This window comes from Paenalcaligenes suwonensis (genome assembly GCF_011290505.1).
Classification (GTDB): domain Bacteria; phylum Pseudomonadota; class Gammaproteobacteria; order Burkholderiales; family Burkholderiaceae_B; genus Paenalcaligenes; species Paenalcaligenes suwonensis.
On record NZ_JAANPV010000009.1, the window covers coordinates 91275 to 113893 of the forward strand.

At 52.7% G+C, this 22619-nt stretch carries 24 protein-coding genes; 7 read left to right on the top strand and 17 right to left on the bottom strand.

All coding sequences use genetic code 11. From position 1 onward, the window contains the following. Positions 1-2 precede the first annotated feature (2 nt). From gspE to gspG, 10 genes are read right to left on the bottom strand one after another with little or no spacing between them, the layout of a single operon-like run. Positions 3-1418, bottom strand: coding sequence for a type II secretion system ATPase GspE (gene gspE, locus GY634_RS13830; RefSeq protein WP_166409323.1), 1416 nt, complete (start codon positions 1416-1418; stop codon positions 3-5). Continuing rightward, positions 1418-3706 carry a type II secretion system secretin GspD gene (gspD, locus tag GY634_RS13835; protein WP_166409324.1) on the bottom strand — a complete coding sequence of 763 codons (2289 nt, stop codon included), beginning with the start codon at positions 3704-3706 and terminating at the stop codon, positions 1418-1420. The genes gspE and gspD overlap by 1 nt, the downstream gene beginning before the upstream one ends. Positions 3707-3727: 21 nt before the next feature. Further along, a complete protein-coding gene (gspN, locus tag GY634_RS13840; RefSeq protein ID WP_166409325.1) occupies positions 3728-4444 on the bottom strand; it encodes a type II secretion system protein N in 717 nt (238 codons plus the stop codon). Continuing rightward, complete coding sequence (locus tag GY634_RS13845) at positions 4441-5028, bottom strand: type II secretion system protein M (protein WP_166409326.1); 588 nt, start codon at positions 5026-5028, stop codon at positions 4441-4443. Before GY634_RS13845 ends, gspN begins: the two co-directional genes overlap by 4 nt. Next, positions 5025-6002, bottom strand: a complete 978-nt coding sequence (locus GY634_RS13850; protein WP_166409327.1) for a hypothetical protein — start codon at positions 6000-6002, stop codon at positions 5025-5027. The genes GY634_RS13845 and GY634_RS13850 overlap by 4 nt, the downstream gene beginning before the upstream one ends. A 1-nt stretch (position 6003) precedes the next feature. Next, a complete protein-coding gene (gene gspK, locus GY634_RS13855) occupies positions 6004-6888 on the bottom strand; it encodes a type II secretion system minor pseudopilin GspK (RefSeq protein ID WP_166409328.1) in 885 nt (294 codons plus the stop codon). Then, positions 6885-7505, bottom strand: a complete 621-nt coding sequence (locus GY634_RS13860; RefSeq protein WP_166409329.1) for a prepilin-type N-terminal cleavage/methylation domain-containing protein — start codon at positions 7503-7505, stop codon at positions 6885-6887. Before GY634_RS13860 ends, gspK begins: the two co-directional genes overlap by 4 nt. A gap of 2 nt (positions 7506-7507) precedes the next feature. Further along, positions 7508-7879, bottom strand: coding sequence for a type II secretion system minor pseudopilin GspI (gspI, locus tag GY634_RS13865; RefSeq protein WP_166409330.1), 372 nt, complete (start codon positions 7877-7879; stop codon positions 7508-7510). Further along, positions 7876-8352, bottom strand: a complete 477-nt coding sequence (locus GY634_RS13870) for a prepilin-type N-terminal cleavage/methylation domain-containing protein (RefSeq protein WP_166409331.1) — start codon at positions 8350-8352, stop codon at positions 7876-7878. The genes gspI and GY634_RS13870 overlap by 4 nt, the downstream gene beginning before the upstream one ends. Then, positions 8327-8779: a type II secretion system major pseudopilin GspG gene (gene gspG / locus GY634_RS13875; RefSeq protein ID WP_166409332.1), complete on the bottom strand. Its 453-nt coding sequence runs from the start codon at positions 8777-8779 to the stop codon at positions 8327-8329. The genes GY634_RS13870 and gspG overlap by 26 nt, the downstream gene beginning before the upstream one ends. Positions 8780-8865: 86 nt before the next feature. Here gspG and GY634_RS13880 point away from each other — a divergent pair, with 86 nt between their 5' ends. Next, positions 8866-9315, top strand: a complete 450-nt coding sequence (locus tag GY634_RS13880) for a general secretion pathway protein GspB (RefSeq protein ID WP_166409333.1) — start codon at positions 8866-8868, stop codon at positions 9313-9315. Beyond that, positions 9312-9935 (top strand): prepilin peptidase, encoded by a 624-nt coding sequence (locus GY634_RS13885; protein ID WP_166409334.1) that lies wholly within the window; start codon positions 9312-9314, stop codon positions 9933-9935. Before GY634_RS13880 ends, GY634_RS13885 begins: the two co-directional genes overlap by 4 nt. A 30-nt stretch (positions 9936-9965) precedes the next feature. Here the strand turns inward: GY634_RS13885 and tenA are convergent, their stop codons facing one another. The 4 genes from tenA to xerD are packed head-to-tail and all read right to left on the bottom strand — an operon-like array spanning position 9966 to position 12496. Next, a complete protein-coding gene (gene tenA, locus GY634_RS13890) occupies positions 9966-10643 on the bottom strand; it encodes a thiaminase II (RefSeq protein WP_166409335.1) in 678 nt (225 codons plus the stop codon). A gap of 52 nt (positions 10644-10695) precedes the next feature. Further along, entirely contained in the window at positions 10696-11082 is a 387-nt protein-coding gene (locus tag GY634_RS13895) for a VOC family protein (protein WP_166409336.1), read from the bottom strand. An 18-nt stretch (positions 11083-11100) separates the two neighbouring features. Beyond that, entirely contained in the window at positions 11101-11598 is a 498-nt protein-coding gene (ybaK, locus tag GY634_RS13900) for a Cys-tRNA(Pro) deacylase (RefSeq protein ID WP_166409337.1), read from the bottom strand. 7 nt (positions 11599-11605) lie between these two features. Further along, positions 11606-12496: a site-specific tyrosine recombinase XerD gene (gene xerD, locus GY634_RS13905; protein WP_166409338.1), complete on the bottom strand. Its 891-nt coding sequence runs from the start codon at positions 12494-12496 to the stop codon at positions 11606-11608. 154 nt (positions 12497-12650) lie between these two features. Between xerD and modA the strand changes: the two genes are divergently transcribed. Genes modA through GY634_RS13920 form a run of 3 tightly spaced genes read left to right on the top strand, consistent with a single transcriptional unit; the run spans position 12651 to position 14850 of the window. Continuing rightward, complete coding sequence (gene modA, locus GY634_RS13910; RefSeq protein ID WP_166409339.1) at positions 12651-13424, top strand: molybdate ABC transporter substrate-binding protein; 774 nt, start codon at positions 12651-12653, stop codon at positions 13422-13424. 20 nt (positions 13425-13444) lie between these two features. After that, positions 13445-14122 carry a molybdate ABC transporter permease subunit gene (gene modB / locus GY634_RS13915; RefSeq protein WP_166409405.1) on the top strand — a complete coding sequence of 226 codons (678 nt, stop codon included), beginning with the start codon at positions 13445-13447 and terminating at the stop codon, positions 14120-14122. Further along, positions 14122-14850 carry a sulfate/molybdate ABC transporter ATP-binding protein gene (locus tag GY634_RS13920; RefSeq protein ID WP_166409340.1) on the top strand — a complete coding sequence of 243 codons (729 nt, stop codon included), beginning with the start codon at positions 14122-14124 and terminating at the stop codon, positions 14848-14850. The genes modB and GY634_RS13920 overlap by 1 nt, the downstream gene beginning before the upstream one ends. Here GY634_RS13920 and GY634_RS13925 read toward each other — a convergent pair. Continuing rightward, a complete protein-coding gene (locus GY634_RS13925; RefSeq protein WP_166409341.1) occupies positions 14847-15662 on the bottom strand; it encodes a TOBE domain-containing protein in 816 nt (271 codons plus the stop codon). The two genes, GY634_RS13920 and GY634_RS13925, sit on opposite strands and share 4 nt — an antisense overlap. 102 nt (positions 15663-15764) lie before the next feature. Here GY634_RS13925 and GY634_RS13930 point away from each other — a divergent pair, with 102 nt between their 5' ends. Together GY634_RS13930 and GY634_RS13935 are read left to right on the top strand one after the other, a co-directional pair. Further along, positions 15765-18425, top strand: coding sequence for a PD-(D/E)XK nuclease family protein (locus tag GY634_RS13930; protein ID WP_166409342.1), 2661 nt, complete (start codon positions 15765-15767; stop codon positions 18423-18425). Further along, entirely contained in the window at positions 18412-21747 is a 3336-nt protein-coding gene (locus GY634_RS13935; protein ID WP_166409343.1) for a UvrD-helicase domain-containing protein, read from the top strand. Before GY634_RS13930 ends, GY634_RS13935 begins: the two co-directional genes overlap by 14 nt. A gap of 23 nt (positions 21748-21770) precedes the next feature. Here GY634_RS13935 and GY634_RS13940 read toward each other — a convergent pair whose 3' ends face one another. Next, positions 21771-22079, bottom strand: coding sequence for a helix-turn-helix domain-containing transcriptional regulator (locus GY634_RS13940; RefSeq protein ID WP_166409344.1), 309 nt, complete (start codon positions 22077-22079; stop codon positions 21771-21773). After that, complete coding sequence (locus GY634_RS13945; protein WP_166409345.1) at positions 22060-22410, bottom strand: type II toxin-antitoxin system RelE/ParE family toxin; 351 nt, start codon at positions 22408-22410, stop codon at positions 22060-22062. The genes GY634_RS13940 and GY634_RS13945 overlap by 20 nt, the downstream gene beginning before the upstream one ends. Positions 22411-22619: the final 209 nt, after the last annotated feature.

The following is a 22619-nucleotide window of genomic DNA, read 5'->3' on the forward strand; positions in this document are numbered from 1 at the left end:
GCTTAGTTTTCACGGGTGACGCGTTGCAGTTCTTCTTCTGACGTTTGCCCACTGTCTAGCCAACGTACTCCATCATCGTACAGATCGTGCATACCCAGTTTTTGGGCGGTGTGTCGTAAGGTTTGCGTGTCGGCGTTTTGGCTAATTAAACTGCGTAAGGTGTCGTCTACGACGAAAAGCTCATGTATGCCAGTACGCCCTTTGTAGCCGGTAAAACCGCAATGTTCGCAGCCAGAAGGGTGTCGTTGTGCACGGCCCGATTCCAGCGGTATTTTACAGTGGTCACACAGCTTGCGAATCAAGCGTTGGGCTAGTGCGCCTTGCAAGGTGCTGGCGAGTAAAAAGGGTTCTATGCCCATGTCTATTAAGCGGGTGACGGCCGATACTGCATCGTTGGTGTGCAGTGTTGCTAAGACTAAGTGACCTGTTAGCGAGGCCTGCACGGCAATTTGGGCGGTTTCTAGGTCGCGTATTTCCCCAATCATGATGACGTCTGGGTCTTGGCGCAGAATTGCACGCAGTGCGGTAGAGAAGTGCAAATCAATACGTGAGTTAACCTGTGTTTGCGACACACCGGCGAGGTCATATTCTATGGGGTCTTCCACCGTTAAGATGTTGGTGGTTTGTGCATCTAGGCAGCCAATGGCGGCATATAAGGTGGTGGTTTTACCGCTACCTGTAGGGCCTGTGACCAGCACAATACCGTGCGGGCGGCGTATCAGCGAGGTTAATTGCTGATAATGGGTAGATGCTAAGCCTAGCGCTGAAAGCTCTAATCGCCCAGCAGACTTGTCTAGTAAACGTAGCACCGCACGTTCGCCGTGGCCGGTAGGTAAGGTGGACACCCGTACATCAATGGCTCGCCCCCCAACACGCAACGAAATACGACCATCCTGAGGCAGACGCTTTTCAGCAATATCCAGCTTAGCCATGATCTTAATACGCGAGATCAGTGCGTTGTGCAGCGCACGTCTAGGCTGCACAATATCGCGTAAGCTGCCATCAATGCGGTAGCGAACCACAGACTGATTTTCAAAGGGCTCAATGTGTATATCGCTTGCGCCTTGGTTAGCCGCTTGAGTCAGTAAGGCATTAATCATGCGGATGATGGGCGCATCATCACTGGATTCCAGCAAGTCTTCTACCTCAGGCATTTCATGCATGAGGGAGTCCAGATCTATTTCGTTGCTGGCGGCATCCATCACGGCTGCCGCATTGTCTTGCTGCCCATAACTGCTGTTTAGCCACTGCTCAATCTCTATAGCAGGCACCAGCTTGAATTCCGCATGCCTATAGCGCCTACGTACTTCGGCTAATGCCCAATCGGGCGTGTCAGTGCAGTGCAGCGCCTGCAATTGCTGCTGTTCTTCGCGCAAGATGAGGCGTTGGCTTTTAGACCAGCTATAGGGCAGCAACATTAGCGTACTCCACGCATATCTACCTGTTGCTGCAAAGGCATCAGATCAGGCAGCGGGGTGGGCTTGGCGATATCACTGAACCACAGATCGTTGTAGGGCATGCCTTGCTGTGCCGAACGCATGTAGTTATACCTATCTAGGGTCAGACGTTGGCTGTCTTGTTGGTCACGCACAATGTGTGGGCGTAAGAAAATCATCAAGTTGGTTTTGGTGCGTTTGCGGGTTTCGTAACGAAACAAGCTGCCCACTACCGGCAGGCTGCCCAAAATAGGCACTGCAGAAGTAGAGTCATGAGTGCTGTCTTCTAACAGGCCACCTAATACAATCACTTGACCATCGTCTACCAACACGTTGGTTTGTAGGGCGCGCTTGCGGGTGACCAAGGTGGCCGAGCTCATGGTGACGTTAGGGTCTAGGCTACTGACTTCTTGGTATAGGGTCAGTTTTACGGTGCCGCCTTCAGAGATTTGCGGACGTATGCGTAAGGTTAAACCTATGTCTTCGCGCTCAATGGTTTGGAAGGGGTTGCTCGCACCATCGCCCGAGGTGGTGTATTGCCCGGTCACAAAGGGAACGGTTTGGCCCACAATAATGCTGGCTTCTTCGTTATCCATAGTGAGTAGGTTGGGTGTGGATAAAATGTTTGCAGCCCCATTTTTTTCCAGAGCACGAGCCAGTACACCCAGGTTCACAATTTCTTGGCCTAGTATGTTGACTGTGCCCTTCACCAACCCCAAGCTTAAGCCTTGGCCTAATGCATCAATGGTGGTTGCACCGGTAATGTTGGTGCCTACGCCGCTACCGCCCAAGTTGGTGCCACCTACAAAGCCGCTGCCGCCGTCGGCTAAGTGGCTACCGCCGGCCATCCACTGAATACCAAACTCAGCGGCATCTTCGGCATTCACCTCTACGATTAAGCTTTCTACCAGCACTTGTGCGCGACGTTGATCCAGTAAGTCTATAACCTCGCGTATGCTGCGGTACAGCGGCGGCGGTGCAGAGATAATTAAGGTGTTGGTAGAGGGGTCAGCTTGAATGGTGGCCCCCCCAGCCGTAATGCTCACAGGTTGTAAGGTTGCGGCTTGGGGTAGACCTGCCATAAGGCTAGTGGTGGTGTCGGCGTTAACCGCCATGGGAGGCGTGTTGTTGCTTGCGGCGGCTGTGTTAGTGGCAGCGGGCGCTCCCATGCCGGGTGTAGCAGTAGGCTGGCTTTGTGGATTTAAGCCTTCTAATGCTCCCTTTAGCACTTGCGCTAAATGCGTAGCTTGGGCGTTTTTTAAATACACCACATGCAGATTGTTAGGCCTCGCATTGGGCGAATCAATTTTGTAGATGAGGTCTTTGGCCATCTCTAATCTAGAGGTGCTGCCAGCCCGAATAATAATGGAGTTAGTGCGTGGGTCAGCCACGATTTGTGTACGTGCGTAGGGCTCGCTATTGGCATCATTTAACAACTGGTTAGCCAGCGCGGCAACGTCTAGTGCAACCCCATGTTCGATGGTGATGAGCTCGGTATTTAAGCTGTGTGAGGTATCAATACGTGCTATCACATCAGCCACACGAGCGATGTTGTCGGCGTAATCGGTAATCACCAAGCTATTGTTATTCGGGTAGGCGGTAATAGGATTGCTGGGTGACACCATAGGGCGAAGTACGGGCACCAAGTCAGCAGCTTTTTCGTAATTTAGGTTAAACACCTGAGTGACAATCTCGCCGCTTAAGTTTGCCAGTTCGGCTGCTGAATAGCTTACGGCACTGGCATGTACTTTGGCATCGGATTCAGGCACAACTTTGCTGCTGCCTTCGCTATGCACCACGGCAAAGCCCTGCATACGCAGTGCGCCTAGCAGCATGCCGTAGGCTTGCTGTGGGCTAACAGGCACCTCAGAAACCAAGGTGAGTTGGCCTTGTACGCGAGGGTCAATAATAAAATTTCGTCCTGTGAAGCGCGCAAGCGTGCGTACCACCTGAGCCAAATCGGCTTCAACGAAATTAAGGGTGAGGGTGTCGCCGGGGTTGTGCTCACCTATGGGTTGAGGTGCTGCCAAGCGTGGTGCTTCGGGGGTGTTTTGCCAGTTGGACGCGGGGCGCACGGGGCGTCTGGAGCTATCCCCTACGGTACGGGTAACCGCCGGTGCTGCTTGTGACTCTGGCGATACGGTACGCGATGTTTGTATCGTAAGTGGACTGGATGGAGGGCGGTTATCAGGGTCAGAAACCGTGGTACAGCCTTGAAGTATCACTACACTGCTAAGTGCTGCCAGAGGAAATAAACGTTTAATACGCATAACAAAATTCACGACAGAGAATCAAGGTGCAGCCTGTAGGCTAAAGCTGGCCCGTCCGTTTTGAACGGGGCCTAGCAGGTGCAATAAAGGTTGTAGGGCAGCGGTGTATTCAGGGCTGCTAGAGGCTTCTCCCTTAAACGAGAAGGGGAGCTTAGGGCCAAAAGAGCCTTGGCCGCTAAGCTGTAGCGGCCCTTGTTCGGTACGTAGTTGCAACGTGGTGCTATCTGCCAGTTGCAGATCTAATGCGTAGCTACCCAGTGGGCGTAGCGATGCCACAGCCACAGAGGCATCTTGCCAGCGCACGTTAAGGTCCACCGGGGTGCTGGCGCCTACGTAAAAAGTAGGCCACGAGATGCTGAGACTACCTTGCGGTTGCAACGATGCTAGCAAGGGGTGGGCGCTACTCAGTAGGCTTGCCGGTAGTTGCAAACGGGATTGGCTAAGGCTAAGTCGGGTACCACGTAGGCTAAGTAGCACAGGCTGTGCTAAATCATTGCTAGTGATTTGCAGTTGCGGCCAAGGGGTCCAGTTCCACTGCCATTGAATACGAGAGGGCAGTGCCTGAGGGTGTTGAGTAGTCACGATAAGTTGTGAACTTCCTTTCCATAGTGTGCCTTCACTGACATTAAGCTGCAGAAAGGCTGGCATAAAAACCTGTAGCCAGGATGCGGGTGCAGCCACTAAGAAGCCGCCTGCAAACGTGAGGGCAGCCATAAGAATAAGAAGAATTCGTGTCATGATTGTGACACTCCCTCGGAAGTAGGGGCGTTGTACTGCAATGTGATGATTCCACTTAGCACACCTGCTTGCTCACGGCCTTCTACGCGGGCGCGTGATAGCTCGGTAGCCACGATGCTGAGGTTCAAGGCAGCAGGAGTGTGCAGTAGCCAAACTAGGGTGTCAGAGGCAGGAGCTTGCTGTAGGCGTAGCTGCCAGGTAGTCGGTTGATTAGGCATTGCTGAGAGCACGGCTTGTTGGGTAGAGAATGTTTGCAAACTATTTTGCAAGGCATTGTGTAGCTCTTCTTGGGTGTACTGCACGGTCACAGACGTGCTGGGGGCGGGTTGTCCCAGTAGTTCTTGTAGTTGTGTGAATTCGTGTCGTGCCACACGCAGTTGTTGGTGTTGTTGTTGCAAGAGCTGCCATTGCTGAAAAGCCATATACCCCAGCACTAAAAACGGTAAGCACCAGAGCAAAATACGTGCGCGCAACCGTTCCCGTGGCGTTTGGCGTTGCCATTGCATGTGCACACTGTGCAGTAACGGGCGTAGGCGCTGATGTAGTTGTTGACGTAACAGCGCAAGTGATGATGTGGCTTTCATGGCGTGATGGGCTGTAGTTGCAGCAAAAGAGGGTTTTGTTGTGGTTGGTAGTGCCATTGCAAACCTTGCGCCTGCAACTGGGATCGCGTGTTTTCTAATACTCCTTCTAGCGATTGCGTGTTGCTGTCAGGGTGTAGCAGTAGGCTGAGGGTTTGCTCTTTCCACGTTAGGCTTTGCAGAGAAGGGGCAAGGGAACGTAGCCATTCAGCAGAGCCTTGCAACATACTTTGTAGCGATACAGACGATGCGGCGGTGGTAGGGAGTGCTTGATTGTTTAACGCCTGTTGCGCTTGTTTTAATGGGGCAACGATCACGGGTAAGTGCGGCCACCTATCACTCACGGCTTGTTGTGCCACGCTTTGGAGATGCTGTAGTTCGTTACCTTGCTGCTGGGTATAGCTATACAGGCTAATAACCAAGATGAAGAGGGCAGCCAAGGCTCCTAGCAGTGGGCGAGTGAGTCGCTTTTCCCAAGGCGTACTGTGTTGCAGCTGGGTGCTGAAATCCAGTGTTTTATGTAGTGCATAGCAGTGTGGTGCGCGCGGTAGCGTAGGGCTTAGGCTGGCCGGCTGCAGCATGATGCGGTGTACCGACAGTAAGTTGAGGTGCTGTAGTAGGTTTTGTAGCGGTGCGCGCTCTGTCCACACCACATCAAACTGATGGTCTGCTTTGGCTTCATAACAAAATAGATGCTGCGATAGGGGGGCTAGCAGCATTTGCTGCAAGCGACTTTGCACAGCCATGGCGTGTTGGGCCTTCTTTAAAGGCGGCAAGGTGATGGTGGTGTGTACCGTATCCAGCGGGTGTACCATCAGCAAAAAAGGCAGCGTGGGAAATTGCTGTGCCAATTGCCGTAGCGTGGCATGGCCTTGGCGTGTGACCTGATCACGTTTGTGCACAACGCTAAACGCGACATCCGAGTCCAGCGATAGCTGTTCTAGTTCGGGTAAAAGAATCTGTAAATGGGTGCGCATATTAATACTGAATCCAGCGAGTCATGACTTGCGAGCCTTTGCGTTCCAGCAGGGCTTGCAGCGATTGCTGGGTACCGGAAATGGTGATTAAGCCCTGTGCACTAAACCAGTGGCTCTTGACGCCTAAGGTGCGGGCAGGGGTGTCCACCGTAGCGGGCAGTTGTAAGGTGAGGTCGGATACTTGGTTGAACCAACGCCCTTGATCCCTTTGCGTGGTTAAACGGGAGGCATCAGCCAGACTCAATCCGTCTATGTAGCTGTGCAGCACCTCGGGGGAGGCCATGTTGATATTGAGCAAGGTGGTGGGGGGCAGCAGGGTGGTGTAGCGGTCTAAACGTTCGCGCTGTGCGGCGTCCAGAGTTTTTGCGCCCACCAGCTCTGATGGCCGTCGTGCGTTGACTTGCGTAGCTGGGTGTTGCATACCTTGGTACGCTTGGGCCAGTTGTTGTGCCAGCGAGGTTGCGAGGGTTTTAGGGAGCTGAATACTGACCAGTAGTTTTTCCAGTCTGGTGATTTCCTCTGCCTTGGTTTCCCCCTCACGCTGTAAACGTAGTAGGTTGAACTTAGCTTGTTCGTCCGTAAGAAAGCCTGAAAAGTACGCGGTGGTGCGTTCATCTTCGATGGGCATGCGATCTAAGCGTTGTGCCCATAAGCCATTGCGCGTGGTAATGGCACTGTGGCGGTTATCGTCTAACAGTAGTTGGCGGCTCCAGTCCATCGCCCCCCGTAACAGCCATGTGGCTTGGGTGACATCGTTTTCGATAATGGATTGTTCGCTGTTTTGCGCTTGTCTACTGATTAAGGCGGCAGCAATGGCACTGGTGGCAAACACAATCACCAGAGCATTAATCACTGCAAGCCCGCGTTGGCGCGTAAAGTGAATCATGATAGCGGCACCACCTTGGTGTAACGCACGGTTTGATTACGTTCGGTGCGTTCAATAGTGAGCTCTAACCCTGTAGGGGCACGCGTACTTTGTGTTAGCGGCAAGGGTACCCAGCCACGTGCTGGAATCCAGGCTCTTGCGCTAAAACGTTGTACATCTTGAAGTACTGCGTGTTGGGTGGCGGGCAACGGGCCGGGAAGTTGTACAAAGGGGGCACCTAGGTCGCGGTATAAGGTCTGTCCCTCCAAACGCCATTGCAGCCACACGTTGCCGGGGGTAGGCAGAGTGGCAGGTTGGCGTATGGCCAGCAAGGTACTGCGAGGGTTTTGCAACCAGAGTAAGGCGCTTTGTGGTGCACTTAACCCATCGGGATGCAGTGGAAACGATGTCAGGTCGTCGTTAAATAGTGGTGTGGTGTTTTGCAGCAGAATGTCTTGTTCTAGTTGCTGCAAAACGGCGTGTATGGATTGATGCCTAAGTTGTGTGTCGTGTAGCTGCGTTTGGGTGCGTTGAATGTAGTCCAAGGCGCGCCAAGACAGCAGGCTTAGCAAGCTCATAATGAGTAGCGTGACCAAGACTTCAAGTAATGTGAAACCGCGTTGGGCAGAAACGGTCATGTTCATGGCTGCATTAAAATGCCATGCAAATACGCAAAGTTTTGCTGATGATCCGGCAAGGTGACGCGAACCGTTACTTGCCGGAATTTGCTGTGCTCGGTTTTGGCACTGGTGACTTCGCAGTTAAAGGCATACATCCCTTGGGGGCAGGCGTATTGCTGGGTCCCCGGCGACGGAAACTGGCGTTGTAGGCGTAGTTCGGCCAACGTGTTGCTCGCACTATGCAGCGCTAAATTTCGCATCTTAATAGACTGTGTGCTGCGCGTAGTGAGCTGTAAGGCCTGTAGTACGGCGGTCAGGGCAATGCTGATGATGGCCAACGCTACTAGCACCTCTACTAAGGTGTAGCCATGTTGTGGGGTGATGGCTTTCATGGTGTGATCAGCTCGAATACACCATGCAGGTCACGACGTATGATAAGGCTGTCTACGCCATTATCTAGGGTGATGAGCAAGGGTTCATACAGCCAGGCGGGGTGTATAAGCAGTGGGCTAGTTGGTTGAGTACGTACGTTAACCGCCGCCGTGCTTTGCCATGCGGTATGGGCAAGACTACTGGGGAAACGGGCATTAAAAGGGGCAGCTGTAAGGGGTTCAAAGCCATAGCCCCCTTCCTGTAGTTGCCAACGCAAGGGTTGTCGGTGCTGAATGGCATAGCGCTGTGCAGCCTGTAACCGTTGCGTTAACCGCTTGGCATCGTGGCTTAAGCTGTTTTGTTCGGTGGCGGGCAGGTAGCGTATGCCTACACTGGTGCTTATACCAATGATGAACAACACAATAATGACTTCCAGTAATGAAAAGCCGTGCTGTAGACGAGGCTGTTTATTGCCAAGAGCCGATGTCAGCATTCATCTCTTCCCCACCGCGCTGGCCATCTGCGCCAAAAGAGAACACATCTACATCATTGTCCACGCCGGGATTCAAATATTGGTATGCATTGCCCCAAGGGTCTGTAGGCACTTTGTCTAAGTAACGTTGCCAGTTTTGCGGTACAGGTGGTGAGGCCGGTTTTTGCTGTAAAGCCTGTAAACCTTGCTGTGTGCTGGGGTAAAAGCCGTTATCTAAACGGTACAGTTTTAGCGCCTGCATGATACCGGCAATATCTTGTTTGGCAGCGACAACACGCGCCTGATCGGGCCGGCTTAATAAGTTAGGAACAACGAGCGCTGCCATGATGCCCATGATGACAATAACCACCATGATTTCTATCAGTGAGAAGCCGCGTTGCGAGGCGTGTGCAGCGGTAGTGCAGGGGAGTGAATGCTGTGGTGTCATACTTCTTTCATTAATACATGCCAGACTCTGGAGGTGAAAAAAACAAGCAGACCAGAGCGTCTTTGAGTCTGGTCCCCAGTGTATAGATGAGATATGTCAGTTTTATGGCGCAGTGGATACAGCGTTTTTTGGTGGTGATTGCCGCCGCTTTTGCCGGTTATGGCGTCGCACAATTGGCCGCACCAACGACATTGCGGTTTGCTCCCATCGCGGTGCAGCAAAGCGTATTGCCAGGCAGCGAGGCGCAAACAGTAGCCGCTTGGTTTGGGCAAGCCGGAGGCCCTGTACGCATACAGATTCAAGGTGTAATGAGTTCCAGTCTAGGGCGCGGTGGGGCGGCTTTATTGCGTATTGATGGTGCACCGGCGCAAGCGTTTAGGCAGGGTGATTGGCTGGCGGATGGTGTGCGTTTGGTGGCGATAGGGCCACGAAGCATACAGGTAGAGCAACAAGGGGCACGCTACAGCGTAGAGGCTCCGGCAGAACCAGTGGCTGTCCTAGAACAGGCGATACGTGTGGTGAGCCCTGCACCATGATAGAAGTGGGGGCGGTAGCCGTGCTGGCAAGTGTGGGGTTACGTTGGCAATGGGTAGGGTGTTGCCGCGAATTCTCGGTAGTGGGAGTGCCAAACCGGCGGCAAGCCTATGTGTTTTACGGTGGTTTGCTGGCGGTGATAGGACTGGGGTGTGTACTACCTGTCAGTGCTGCGGAAAAGACGGCCTATAGCCTGTTTCTAGTGCAACTGTGGCTACTGATGTGTTTTGACGGCTGGTATGGCTATTTACCCGACAAGCTCAGTTATGCCCTGCTGTGGTCTGGCTTGCTTTGGCAGGCGGGCTATACACCGTGGTTAGTAGAAAATAGCGTATGGGGGGCGGCCTTGGGCTATGGTTTGCCGTGGGCGGTAAGCAGGGTATTTAGCCTCTGGCACGGTAAAGAAGGTTTAGGTCTAGGTGATGCCAAGTTGTTGGCTGGCATAGGCGCTTGGTTGGGTGTGATGGCGGTACCCTATGTGTTGTTTGTGGCCAGTGCCTTGGCGTTATGTTATGCGCTGTGGCAGCGCTGCCGTCGTTCATGTTGGCCATCTATGCTGTACTTCGGCCCATTTTTAGGGCTTGCTGCTGGCATCATGTGGAGCGTCCAAATGGGGCGCTGACACCTAGCAGCAAACACTAGGACGAGAGTCTTAGTCGGCCTGATCCAAGCCCATTTGCCAGAAGTCCACTTCTAAGCGTGTGGCATCGCGAAATGTCGTCGCCAGATAATCCATGCGAGCGGAGTCTATATGGCTAAGGTGTTGGTTTAGCCAATCCTGCTCGGCTGTGGCCGCTTGCTGAAATTCTGGGCTGATATACATCTTGATCCAGTCAGCGTAGGGGTTGGCATCAGACAGCACGGTGAAGTCTTGTGCTACTAACCAACGAGCAATCTCGGCGTAACCAATCAAACATGGTACGAGGGCAACGTGCAAATCCAGCAAGTCGCCACGGTTACCGGCGTCCAGCACATAACGGGTATAGGCCATGGTGGCACGCGCTTCGGGTAGTTCACCCAGTTCTTTTTCGCTAATACCCCAGCGTTCGCAATACTGTATGTGTAGCCCCATTTCTAAGTCGACAATGGCTTTTAAACTGTCTAGGCCTTGGCGCAGCTCTTGCATAGAACGGCTTTTGTACACCGCCAACCCCCAGGCACGGGCAAAGTGCACCAGAAACAAATAGTCTTGGCGTAAATAGTGTTTGAAGGCTTCAGCAGGTAGTGTGCCTGCACCTAACTGGCACACAAAATCGTGTTGGGTATACGCTTTCCATGCGTCGTTGCAGCGTTGTTTTAGCTGATCAAAAGGAAGCAGGGTAGAACTCATGGGGCCTCTGATAAAACAAAAAAAGCACTATAGGGGCTCACACTACAACAACTTAGGGAGTGGTGAGGGGCTCGGAAATTTCAATGAGGTTAAGGTCAGGGTCACGCAAATAAATTGAGCGTATAGGGCCAGTAGCACCGGTGCGAGGCACCGGGCCTTCGATGATGGTGGCGCCTTTGGCCTGCAAGTGTGCGATCACCTCGTCTAAGGGGCGGTCCGCCATAAAGCAAAGGTCTAACGCACCGGGCACGGGCAGATGCGCTTTGGGTTCAAACTCTGCACCTTTGACATGTAGATTGATTTTTTGATGGCCAAAACTAAAGGCTTTTCGGTTTTGCCCAAAGGTGACTAACTCCATACCCAAGCAGTCTACATAGAAAGCCACGCAGGCTGCTTCATTGCTAGTAGTTAGTACCAGGTGGTCTAAATGGTGAATCATGATGTCTCCGGTAAGGGCTTAGGCGTGAGCGTCTAGGCCGGCTTCCACAGGGGTAGCCCCCAATGCAGTTACTAGCGTGGTAGGGGGCAGTTCTAGCAAATAGCCGCGTTTACCGCCATTGATCAGAATGGTAGGAAACTCCAGCAAACTTTGTTCTATAAAAATAGGCATGGTTTTGCGTGTACCAAACGGCGACGTACCGCCCACCATGTAACCCGAGTGGCGCTGGGCGACATCGGGTTTACAAGGGGTGACTTTTTTTACCCCTATTTGTCTTGCGAGATTTTTGGTAGAAACTTCTCGGTCGCCATGCATTACGATAATCAGCGGCTTGGCGTTTTCGTCTTCCATAATCAGCGTTTTGGCGACTTGTGCCGGCGGGAAGTGCAGTTGTCTCGCAGCCTCTTGGGCACCACCATGATCAATGTAATCGTAGTTGTGCTCGGTAAAAGAGATTTTCGCTTTGCGTAGCCACTGTGTGGCGGGGGTTTCGCTAACGTGCTTTGCTTTGGCCATAACGTAATTATGCTCGGGGATGGTGTTGTTGATGCAGTTGTTTCAGCCGCTCTCGGGCGACGTGGGTGTAGATTTGGGTAGTGGAAATATCCGCATGCCCCAGCAGCAGTTGTACCACTCGTAAATCGGCGCCGTGGTTTAACAGGTGGGTGGCAAACGCATGACGCAGTACATGCGGTGATAGCGGTGCCTGTATGCAGGCTTGCAGGGCGTATTTTTTAATCAGTAACCAAAAGGCTTGCCTAGTCATGGCTTGGCCTCTGCCTGTCACAAACAAAAAGGGGCTGCGCTGCTGTCCCAAAATAAGCTGTCGAGCATGCTGTAAATAGTCTTGCAAACTATCTTGTGCTTGCGCCCCCAAGGGCACCAGCCTATCTTTACCGCCTTTGCCGCTCACCACCCGTATCACCCCATCATTTAGACTCAGGTGTTGCAGGTGTAGGTTGATCAGTTCGCTGACACGCAAACCCGTGGCGTACAACGTTTCTAGCATGGCTATGTCACGTAAGCCTAACGGTGTATCGGCATCCGGGGCTTGTAGCAGTGCGTCAACTTGGGCCTCGCTTAGGGTGGCAGGTACGCGTACCGCTTGTTTGGAAGAGTTCAAGTTTTGACAGGGATTGTGCTCAATCAGTTGTTGGCGTAGTGCCCAGCCATAGAATTTCTTTAAGGTAGCCAACCTACGATTCGTTGTAGTGGCTTTATGGGTTTGGGCTTCCACGCTGCGCCACGTTTGTATGTGCTCGGTTGTGGCGTCTAACAGGGTGTTGCCTTGTTGTTCGTGTAGCCATTCCGCAAAAATGACGAGGTCGCGCTCGTAGGCAGCCAACGTATTGTTGGCCAACCCTTCTTCTAACAAACAGTATTCTAAAAAAGCGGCAAGATTGGGCGTTGTCATGCTTAGCATAATACTACGAGCGTTGCTGGCAAGGCAGGGGGGGTGAAACAAGATGCATGGCCTTGAAACCCATGCCTGACAGGGTGTTTGCGATATCTATATACATCTATATATAATGCTTTCATAGATTCTTACAACTTGCCAAGGAGTAGGCATGAAAAGCTATAGCCGTATTGTTCGCGCGCTCTGTGTATCGGGTGCATTGAGTGCAGGACTGGTGTTTGGTGGTGCCGCACACGCCGGGGAATTGTTGGTATCGGGCGCAGCTAGCTTGACCAATGCCTTTAAAGAAGTTGGCGAGGCGTTTGAGAAAAAACATAGCGATACTAAAGTGCTGAACAGCTTTGCTGCATCAGACGTGTTGCTGCAGCAAATTGTGAATGGTGCGCCAGCGGATGTGTTTGCATCTGCAGACCAGAAAGCCATGGACAAAGCCGGTGAGGCCGATGTGATCGTGCCGGATTCTCGCGCGGATTTTGTGCGCAACCAAGTGGTGCTGATTGTTCCTAACGACAATCCTAAAAATGTAGAAGGCTTGGCATCGTTGGCAAATGCTGATGTGACGCGCATTGCTTTCGGTAACCCAGAAACAGTGCCTGTAGGCCGTTACACCAAAGGTGCTTTGGAAAAAGCAGGTGCATGGGAAGCCGTGACCGAGCGTCAAGTATTGGGTCAAAACGTGCGCCAAGTGTTGGACTACGTTAGCCGTGGTGAAGTGGATGCAGGCTTTGTATTCGCCACCGATGCCGCTATCATGAAAGATAAAGTGAAAGTGGTGGAAACACTGGAAACTGTCACGCCCGTTACTTACCCCATCGCGGTTGTAAAACGTGATGGTGCTAACCCACAAGCGCAAGAATACGTAGACTTCATTTTGTCGGATGAAGGTCAAGAAATTCTGGCTAAATATGGCTTTTCTAAGCCGTAAAGTAGGCTAAGGCACTTATGCTGTCAGGACTGTGGGTCCCCCTGTTGCTTTCGTTGAAGGTGGCAGGGTGGGCCACTTTTTTTGCTGCCATTCTAGGGATCGCTGGCGCGTATGCGTTGTCGCGCTGGAAGTCCTCGTGGTGCAACGTTGTTGACTCTATTCTGACCTTACCCATGGTATTGCCACCTACGGTGGTGGGCTATTACTTATTGGTATTGTTAGGGCGTCGCGGCGTTGTGGGCCAATGGTTAGCGCAATGGAATATCGAGTTGGTATTCACCTGGCAGGGTGCGGTAGTCGCCGCCACCGTGGTGGCTTTTCCCATGGTGCTTAAAGCCGCTAGAGCGGCCTTTGAAGATGTAGACCAGCGCTTGGTGAATGCATCGAAAATTCTAGGCGTGTCAGACACGGCTACTTTTTTCAGGGTGACCTTGCCCTTAGCTATGCGCGGCATTATGGCGGGGGTACTACTTGCTTTTGCCCGTGCGTTGGGCGAGTTTGGTGCCACCTTAATGATTGCGGGCAGTATTCCTGGCCGTACTCAAACCCTGTCTATTTCTATTTACGAAGCGGTACAAGCGGGTAATGACGATTTAGCAATGGTGTTGGTGATTACTACGTCTATTAGCTGTGTATTGGTGTTGTGGTTGGCCAGTTACATCAAGCCTGCTCATGCTAGACGACAGGGAGCGCGCTGATGAGTATTACCTTACGCATACAGCGCACGGTGGGGCAAGGCGATAGAAGCTTTACCTTGGATGTGGACATACATACCCAAGCGCAGCGCATCGCGTTGTTTGGCCCATCAGGTTCGGGGAAAACCTTAACCGTGCAGGCAGTAGCCGGTTTGTTGCGCCCCGATGCCGGTCATATTGCCATTAACGATAGGGTGCTGTTTTGCGCTGAAAAAGGGGTGCTGGTGTCACCGCAAAAACGCCGTTTGGCGTATTTGCTGCAAGACTATGGCCTGTTTCCGCACTTAACGGTGGCACAAAACATTTGTTATGGCTTACGCCATTCGTGGTGGAATCCTAGCCGTAAATTTTTGCCTAAAGCGGCACAGCGTTGGGTAAACGCCTTTGAGCTAGAAGCTGTTTTGCATAACTACCCAGCCGAAATTTCAGGCGGCCAAAAACAGCGTACGGCCTTGGCCAGAGCCTTGGCGGTAGAGCCTGATTTATTAATTTTGGATGAGCCCTTAGCGGCCTTAGACGTGCATTTGCGTCGTAAGATGCGGGTGGAACTGCGTGAGCTACAACAGCAGTTAGATATACCCTCTATTATCATCACGCACGACCCAGAGGATGCGGTTGTGTTGGCCGATGAGGTCTATCGCATACGTCGCGGAAAAATAGAAGGCAGCTGTACACCAGCTGCCTTACAAGCGGAATCCGAAAGCCTGCTGGCCCAGGAAGAAGTGGGTTAATCCAGCGTACCCAGCAACACACTAGAAGCTTTGAAAATCGCACAGGCATCTTGGCCCAGCGTGAGCTTCAAGCGCTGCATGCTTTCTGTAGTGATGGTGGCGGCAATACGGTGACCACTGGGTAATTCCAAGCCCACTTCAGCACCTACTTCTTCGCTTTGCAGATGCACGATTTTGCCATGCAGAATATTGCGGGCAGAGAGTCGGGCGGTGCTGCAGTCAGTACCAATAATAATGGACGAGGCTTTAATAAAGGCCAAGGCTCTAACACCTTTCGTTAGGCCTAATGTTTCTACGCTTTCGCGGGTAACGGAAGAAACAATATCAAACTGCTCACCAATGCTTAGGCGTACTTCGGCACTAATTTGCGACATGGTGACATCGCTTACCGTACCGATGAAATTATTACGTGCAGAAGTTTGTACCATCATATTTTGCAATACCTGCATGGTTTGTTCAGAGCCAGGACGGGCGCGAGACAGACGCTTCATGAAGCGTTGATGTACTTCGTCTAAGTGTTCGTATAGCTCAAGAATCTCAATGGCTTTAGGGGTGAGCATAGCGCCGCCCCCGCGTTGGCCACCGGTGCTGCGTTCTATTAGGGTTTCATCAGACAGGTTATTAATGGTGTCGATGGCATCCCATGCTGCTTTGTAGCTCAACCCAATATCACGGGCCGCAGCAGAAATAGAGCCGTGCTCACGAATGGCAGCAAGCAGAGCCATGCGACGAGGGTTTCCCCAATTCTGGGTTCCAGACCTAAACCAGATGGAACCAGCAAGTTCAAATTCAGGCATAGAAGAGTCGGACATAGTTCAAACAATCACTGTCAGTAAGGAAACGGCATCTTAGTACAAGGAGGCCGCTACAATAACCATCTATATTACAGGACAAAGCGGAGGCACATCCTCGTCATGCAGGAAATTCCTTATTTGCAGATGCACGAACTGGGCGAGTGTGAAAGCACTCAAACCCTGATTCTGACGGTGAATAACCGTTTTGCCCGGCGTATTTTAGAAACGCTGCAACGTTCCCTGCCTGCAGGGCAGCGCACGATGGAAGTGCCCGAGATTATGCCAGTAGGGGCATGGTTACGGCAGTTGGCCGATGAGCTGTGCTTTAGTGATGAGTTTGCGCCCGCGGCGCACGTACTGGATAGCTTTGGCTGCCATTATGCGTGGGAAGAAGCCATACGCGAGGAAGAGGCCACTGAGGGTGAAGGCTTGCTGGATATGCGCCAAGCCGCCAAGTTAGCCAGCGAAGCAGATAGTCTATTGGACGATTGGCAGATAGGGGTCATGGACGCCGAACAGTCGCCTGACTATGAGCGTTTTTTGCGTTGGCGTGAGCGTTATAAAAATAGGCTGCACGAGTCTGATCTGGACGATGCCAACCGATCCGCCAATAGGGTGTTGCAGGCACTACAAGCCTCTGCTTTGCAGCCACCCTTTACCACGCTAGTATTGGCGGGGTTTCATGAGTTGTCGCCACGCTTCACACTCTTGTTGCACGCGTTGAGTGCCCAAGGGGTAAAGTGCTATCAGTTAGCAACACCGGAGGTAGATAAGACGGATCCGCTGCAAATCGCAGCGCACGATAGCGACCACGAATGGCGTTTGGCGGTGCAGTGGGCCGTAGAGCAGTTGCGCGCCAATCCCTATAGCAAAGTAGCGATTGTGGCAGCTCAGCTAGAAAAAAATGTGCCCTTAGCGCACAGGTTGTTAAGCGAAGCCTGCCGAGGGGACGGGGATCATCTGCCTGCCTTGGCATGGAACGTGGCCGTCGCCAGACCTCTTACCGAGTGGCCATTAGTGCGTGCCGCACTGGCGTGGTTAGAGGTGATGGCCGAGTTGTTACGCACAGATCAGGTCACCGCCGCCACCTTAGGTAAAGCGCTATTGACTGGCGCTTGTGCTGGCAGCATGAGCGAAGCGGCGTCGCGGGTGATGTGGGATGTGCGCTTACGCCAACAAGGTGAACTTAGCGTAGATAAACTGACCTGGGAAACTGCACTAACCGAGCGTTTGCCTGAGCTACACCAAGCATGGGGGACAGCATGGGCGCACTTGCAAGCACAACCAACGCGGCAGTCTGCCTTAGGTTGGGCGCAATGCATGCGGCACCTGCTGCAACTGTTGGGGTTTCCGGGTCAAGAAAGCTTGGATAGTCATGCTTTTCAGGTAATGGAGGCTTTTGATGCCAAGCTGGGGCAGTTTGCTCAGCAAACACCCTTGTTGTCCACACTGCGTTTTGGCCAAGCGGTACGCTTATTAACGCGTTTACTACGAGAAACGGCCTTCCAGCCACAACGTGACCCTTCAGCACGGCTGGACGTATTGGGGATGCTTGAGGCCGAGGGCGGTCAATGGGATGCCGTTTGGATTCTAGGGTTAAGCGATGAAGTACTACCTGCTGCGGTGCGTCCTAACCCTTTAATCCCCTACAGTGCGCTACGCCGTGTGAATGCCCCACGGTCTACTCCTGAGCGTGAACTGCAATGGGCGCGTTACTTGTTTAATTCGCTGTGTGGTAGTGCTAAAACGGTACGTGTGAGTTATCCACAGTATCAGGGCGAACAGTTATTGCGCCCTAGCCCATTGCTGAGCAAGTTGGAGCAGCAAGACTACGCCTTACCGGATGCGAATGCTGACGAGGTGGCGTTGGAGTACTTGCGCGATGAACATGGTCCGGCATTACTGCAAACAACGCCAATACAGGGTGGGGCAGGAGTGTTGGATACCCAAGCGCGATCTCCCTTGTGGGCATTTGTGAAATACCGATTATCGGCGGCGGCTTTGCCGGATTATGCACAGGTGGGTGAGCAAAACGTGCGTGGCCAGTTTTTGCACAGCGCCATTGAACGCGCGTGGGAAGCCTGTGAGCCTCGCACGCAAGCGGGTTTGGCACAGTGGTTAGACACTCAGCCCGAGGGGTTGGGGCAGTGCATTGAAAAAGCCGCACATGAAACCTTATATGGCTATTCAGCGCGTTTGCGCCAATTAGAGTGCGAGCGTGCCGAGCAGGTATTGCGCAGTTGGTTTGCCTTTGAGCTAACACGCCCAGATTTTGAAGTGCGATCGTTAGAGCAAACCTTGTACTGGGCCTATCAGAATTTACGTTTATCCATGCGACTAGACCGACTGGATCAGTTGGCGGATGGCAGTGTGGTGGTGTTGGATTACAAAACCTCCTTAAATAGGCGCAATCCATTAGATGATTGGTTGCGACCTAGGCCTATAGAGTTGCAGTTACCGTTATATGCCGCACATTTGCAGCAACAGGGTGAGGAGGTTAGTGGAGCCGCTTTAGCATGGTTGAACACTCGATCGCCCGGTGTGACAGGGTATGCGCAGCAGCCTTTTGGCGATGTGAGTACGCCTGAGTCCGCCAGTAAAAAACAGGATCTTCCCGATTGGGAGTCACAAGTGCAGCAGTGGCAGAAGGCCATAGAGGCGTTGGCAGAGGAGTTCTGCGCAGGCTATGCCGCGAATCAACTATGGAATGAGCAAGACCTGATGTTTTGTGATGTATTACCCATGTTGCGTTTGAACGAGGTGAACGATGATCACGCCTAATGACGCCGCCATACGGCAAACCGCCATAGACCCACGACGTTCATTTTTGGTGCAAGCGCCAGCCGGTTCAGGAAAAACCGAACTGCTGACTGACAGAATTCTGGCGTTGTTGGCAACGGTACGGCGACCAGAAGAAGTGGTAGCTATCACCTTTACCAAAAAAGCCGCCGCAGAAATGCATGCCAGGGTACTAGAGAAGTTGCAGGCAGGTGCATCGGATACGCCTCCTGCAGAGGCCTACAAGCGACAAAGTTGGGAGTTGGCCCGCCAAGCCATGCAGCGTGATCTAGAGCTGGGCTGGAATTTGTTGGAATACCCTGCACGGTTAAGTATTCGTACCATTGACTCGTTGTGTGCGCACTTGGTGCGCGCCATGCCGTGGGTGAGTGGCTTAGGTGGTATGCCCGCTGTGGCCGAGGACGTGAGCCAACATTACCGACGTGCGGCACAAGCCACGTTGGCGATGATAGACGAACAAGAGCCCGTAGCCAAAATGATGGCGCACATGGATGTGCATGTGCCGGCAGCCGAAGAGTTGCTGATGCAGATGTTGGCTAGCCGTGATCAGTGGCAGCCCATATTAAGTGACCCGGAAAGCATCTTCCAAATTGAAGACAACCTAGAGCAAATACTGCAAGCCGAGTTGGCTGTATTGGCCGCCGCGATGCCGTTAGGGTGGGCGCAAGACTTAGCACCGTTGGTACGCTATGCGGCAGAGCAACTTGCCGCAACAGGCAATGACAGCTTGCAGTTGTTGCAGCAGTGGAGTGGTGAGCCGTTATCCGCAGACATAGACGCGTTGCCGCAATGGCGGTGTTTGGCCGACTTTTTGCTGACAGGCAAAGGCGAGCTGCGTAAACGTATTACTGTTGCCCAAGGCTTTGCTCCTAAAACTGCCGAAAAAGCAGCAGTAGAGGAATGGATTGCGTCTGCGGCTGTAGACGCGCCGTGGATAGCGGCGTTGGCACGTGTGCGTGACCTACCTAATGGCTACAGCGAAGAGCAATTAGACGCATTAATGAATTTCATCCAAGTGCTGTGGCTGGCCAGTTTTCAGTTGCGCCAAGTGTTTGCTGAGCAAAGCGAGGTGGATTTCATCGAAATCTCTCAGCGCGCGTTGCACGCCTTAGGTAGTGCAGACGAGCCTTCCGAGCTGTTGCTTAAGGCTGACCGCGCTATACAGCATTTGCTGGTGGATGAGTTCCAAGACACTAGCTTGACGCAAATTGCATTGTTAGAAGGGCTAAGTTCGGGTTGGGAAGCGGGTGATGGTCGTACGCTGTTCTTGGTGGGCGACCCCATGCAATCCATTTACCGTTTTCGTAAAGCCGAAGTGGGGTTGTTTTTGCGGGTTAAAGCGGCGCGTGCCCTAGGCTCAGTAGCATTAGAACCTTTAACACTCACCACCAACTTCCGCTCACAAGCTGGATTGGTAGAGTGGGTGAACGTGGCGGGTAGGTGGCTGTTTCCTGCGTATGATGACAGCGATATGGGGGCGGTAAGCTATAGCCCGTCTGATCCCTTTAATCCCGAGTCAGAGCATACCGCAGTAAACTTCCATCCTGTGTGGAGTGCAGCCGAAGACGAGAGTGCCGATGACGTTGCCGCGCAGTCACAACAGCAAGTTGTGGCCTTATGCAAAGATGGTTTGCAGCGTTATGCAGGCAGTGCTCACCCCGTGGCAGTGTTGGTGCGAGCACGTAGCCATTTACGCCAAGTGGTGCGAGAGCTCACCATGCAGGGCATTCCATGTAGGGCGGTGGAACTAGAACCGCTGGCCAATAGACCTGTGGTGGGTGATTTGGTGCAGTTGGTGCGAGCTTTGTGCCACCCCGGCGATAGGTTGGCCTGGTTGGCGATTTTGCGCTCCCCCATGGTGGGGCTAAAGCTAAACAGCTTACACAGTTTATGTGGGCATGATGCACACACGCCCATTCCTGAACTAGTGTCCGCCTTGCTGGCTAGCCCTGAACGCTGTGCTGCCATGGAGAGCGACGAACTTGCTAGATTGCAGGCGGCAAGTGCGGCCTTGTTTGCACAGAGCAACCGCAGCGGTAGTCAACCCTTTGCCGCGTGGTTGCAAGAAGTCTGGCAGCGCTTAGGTGCCGAGCACGTCTATGCGCACCCTGCTGACCGCGATGATGCTGAACAAGTGTTCCGTTTGCTCGAAAACCTTGCTCCGTATGGTGATGTGAGCGTCAACGATTTTGAAGAGCGGGTGCAGCGATTATTTGCTGTACCGCAGGGGGCAGGGGAGTGTGTGGAAATCATGACCATACACAAGTCCAAAGGCTTGGAATTTGAGTCCGTTATTTTGTACGGTCTAGAGCGCGCCGCGCGAGGTGATACTGCACCACTCATCCGCTTAGAGCAAAGCGATGGTCGCTTGTTATTGGGGCCCGTGAAACCGCGTGGCAGCGAAGACCAAGATCCCGTTTCGGCCTTTCTGGCAAAGCGTGAGCAACAACGTGCTTTCCATGAAGCGAATCGCTTGCTGTATGTAGCGGTCACCCGGGCACGCAGCCAACTGCATGTGGTGGCTGAGATGAAAATAGATAATGCAGGCCTATTTAAATCGCCTAGTGGACAAAGCTTATTAGGCAGGATTTGGGACTGCCTACCCAAAGACGATGTGGCGGCTTCTAGCGCTGAGCTGGAGGCGATGACACCCACATCAGGCTCACAGCGTTTATTAAAGCGTGTGCAGCAGGTATTACCCGTAGCAGTACCGCCTAAAGCCGTTTCTGCGGCACATAACGCATGGCGCTGGCCGGAGTCCACGCAAAACGAAAGTGCGTTGGGTATAGTGGCGCACGCGTGGTTAGAACGTATGGCGGCGGCTCCCGCCCAATTTGCCGAAGCAAGTAGCATCACTCCTTACGCCAACACCATGCGTAAACAACTGCTGCGCGCAGGCACCGAGCCAGAACGCGTCATGCAGTCTCTGGACATACTTCAGCAAACGCTAAAAGCCACGATAACTAGCGAACGTGGGCAGTGGTTATTAGGTGTAGCCAAAGCCTATAGAGAGTGGTCATTGTTGGATGCTGGTGGCCGAGTTTCGGTGATTGACTTAGCGATTTCGCAAGAAGACCACTGGTTAATTGTGGACTACAAAACCTCTGCCCCAGCAGAAGGCGAAACCATCGCCATGTTTGAGCGACGCATGCTAGAGCGTCATAGTGCACAGTTGCAGCGTTATTGCGAGCAAGTGCATGCCTTAGACGGGCGACAGGCTAAAGCGGCGCTGTACTTCCCTAGGGTGGACTTGTGGGTGCCATATGTAGTGGCACCGGTTGGTAGCCAAATGGCGTTGTTGTGAGGGGGGTAATGGTGGGGCTTTGCTTACTCGGGTGTTGCCGCGTCTAGCGGTAGCACAGCCAAGCGTAGTCCCATTGCTTTAAGGATGGCGGTGAGGCTACTAAGAGCGGGATTACCTTTGGGCGAGAGGGTGCGGTACAACTGAGTAGGGTTTAGTTGGGCATGTTCGGCTACTGCTTGCATGCCGCCAAATGCGTGTGTGAGTTGTCGTAGCATAATCAATAGCTCTGCCTGATCGCCATCTTGTAGGATGCCGTTGAGCACATCCAATGCTAGAGCTGGGTCGCTACGATAAAGCTCAGCCATTGCGGCGTCATGTGTGCGACTTTTCATTGTCATTTCTCCGTTGCCAATCTTGCCAATAACGCACTGCTAATTGAATGTCTTTATTTTGCGAGTGTTTGTTGCCACCACATAGCAGCAAGACGACGCTGCGCCCCGTTAGCGCATAATAAACACGGTAACCCGGCCCTATATCAATACGTAGCTCCCACACTCCATCACGGCAGAATGCATGATCACCAAAATTGCCTTGTTCAATTCGATGCATTCTTCTGATCACGGCGATTTTGGCTTGAAGGTCGCGTAGGCGAGCTAGCCAAAGTAGATAGAGATCGTCCTGACTCTGTTCAGTCAGGTAATGCTCAATACTGTATGTTTTCATTTTCGTTTATTGACGAATTTAAGTCAATGTTTATCCATGTGATGTCAGCTCGTTAGCGTATTCGTTTAGTTGTGTAGTGCGTTGAGTATGAGGGGGTTGTTTGCGTATGGCTATGGATGGGGAGGCTGTGAATGTCCTGCCTACACGAGCTTTTAGAGGTCTTGTTGCGTGTGCAATGAGTGCAGTCGCTATACGTATCAACACTGAGA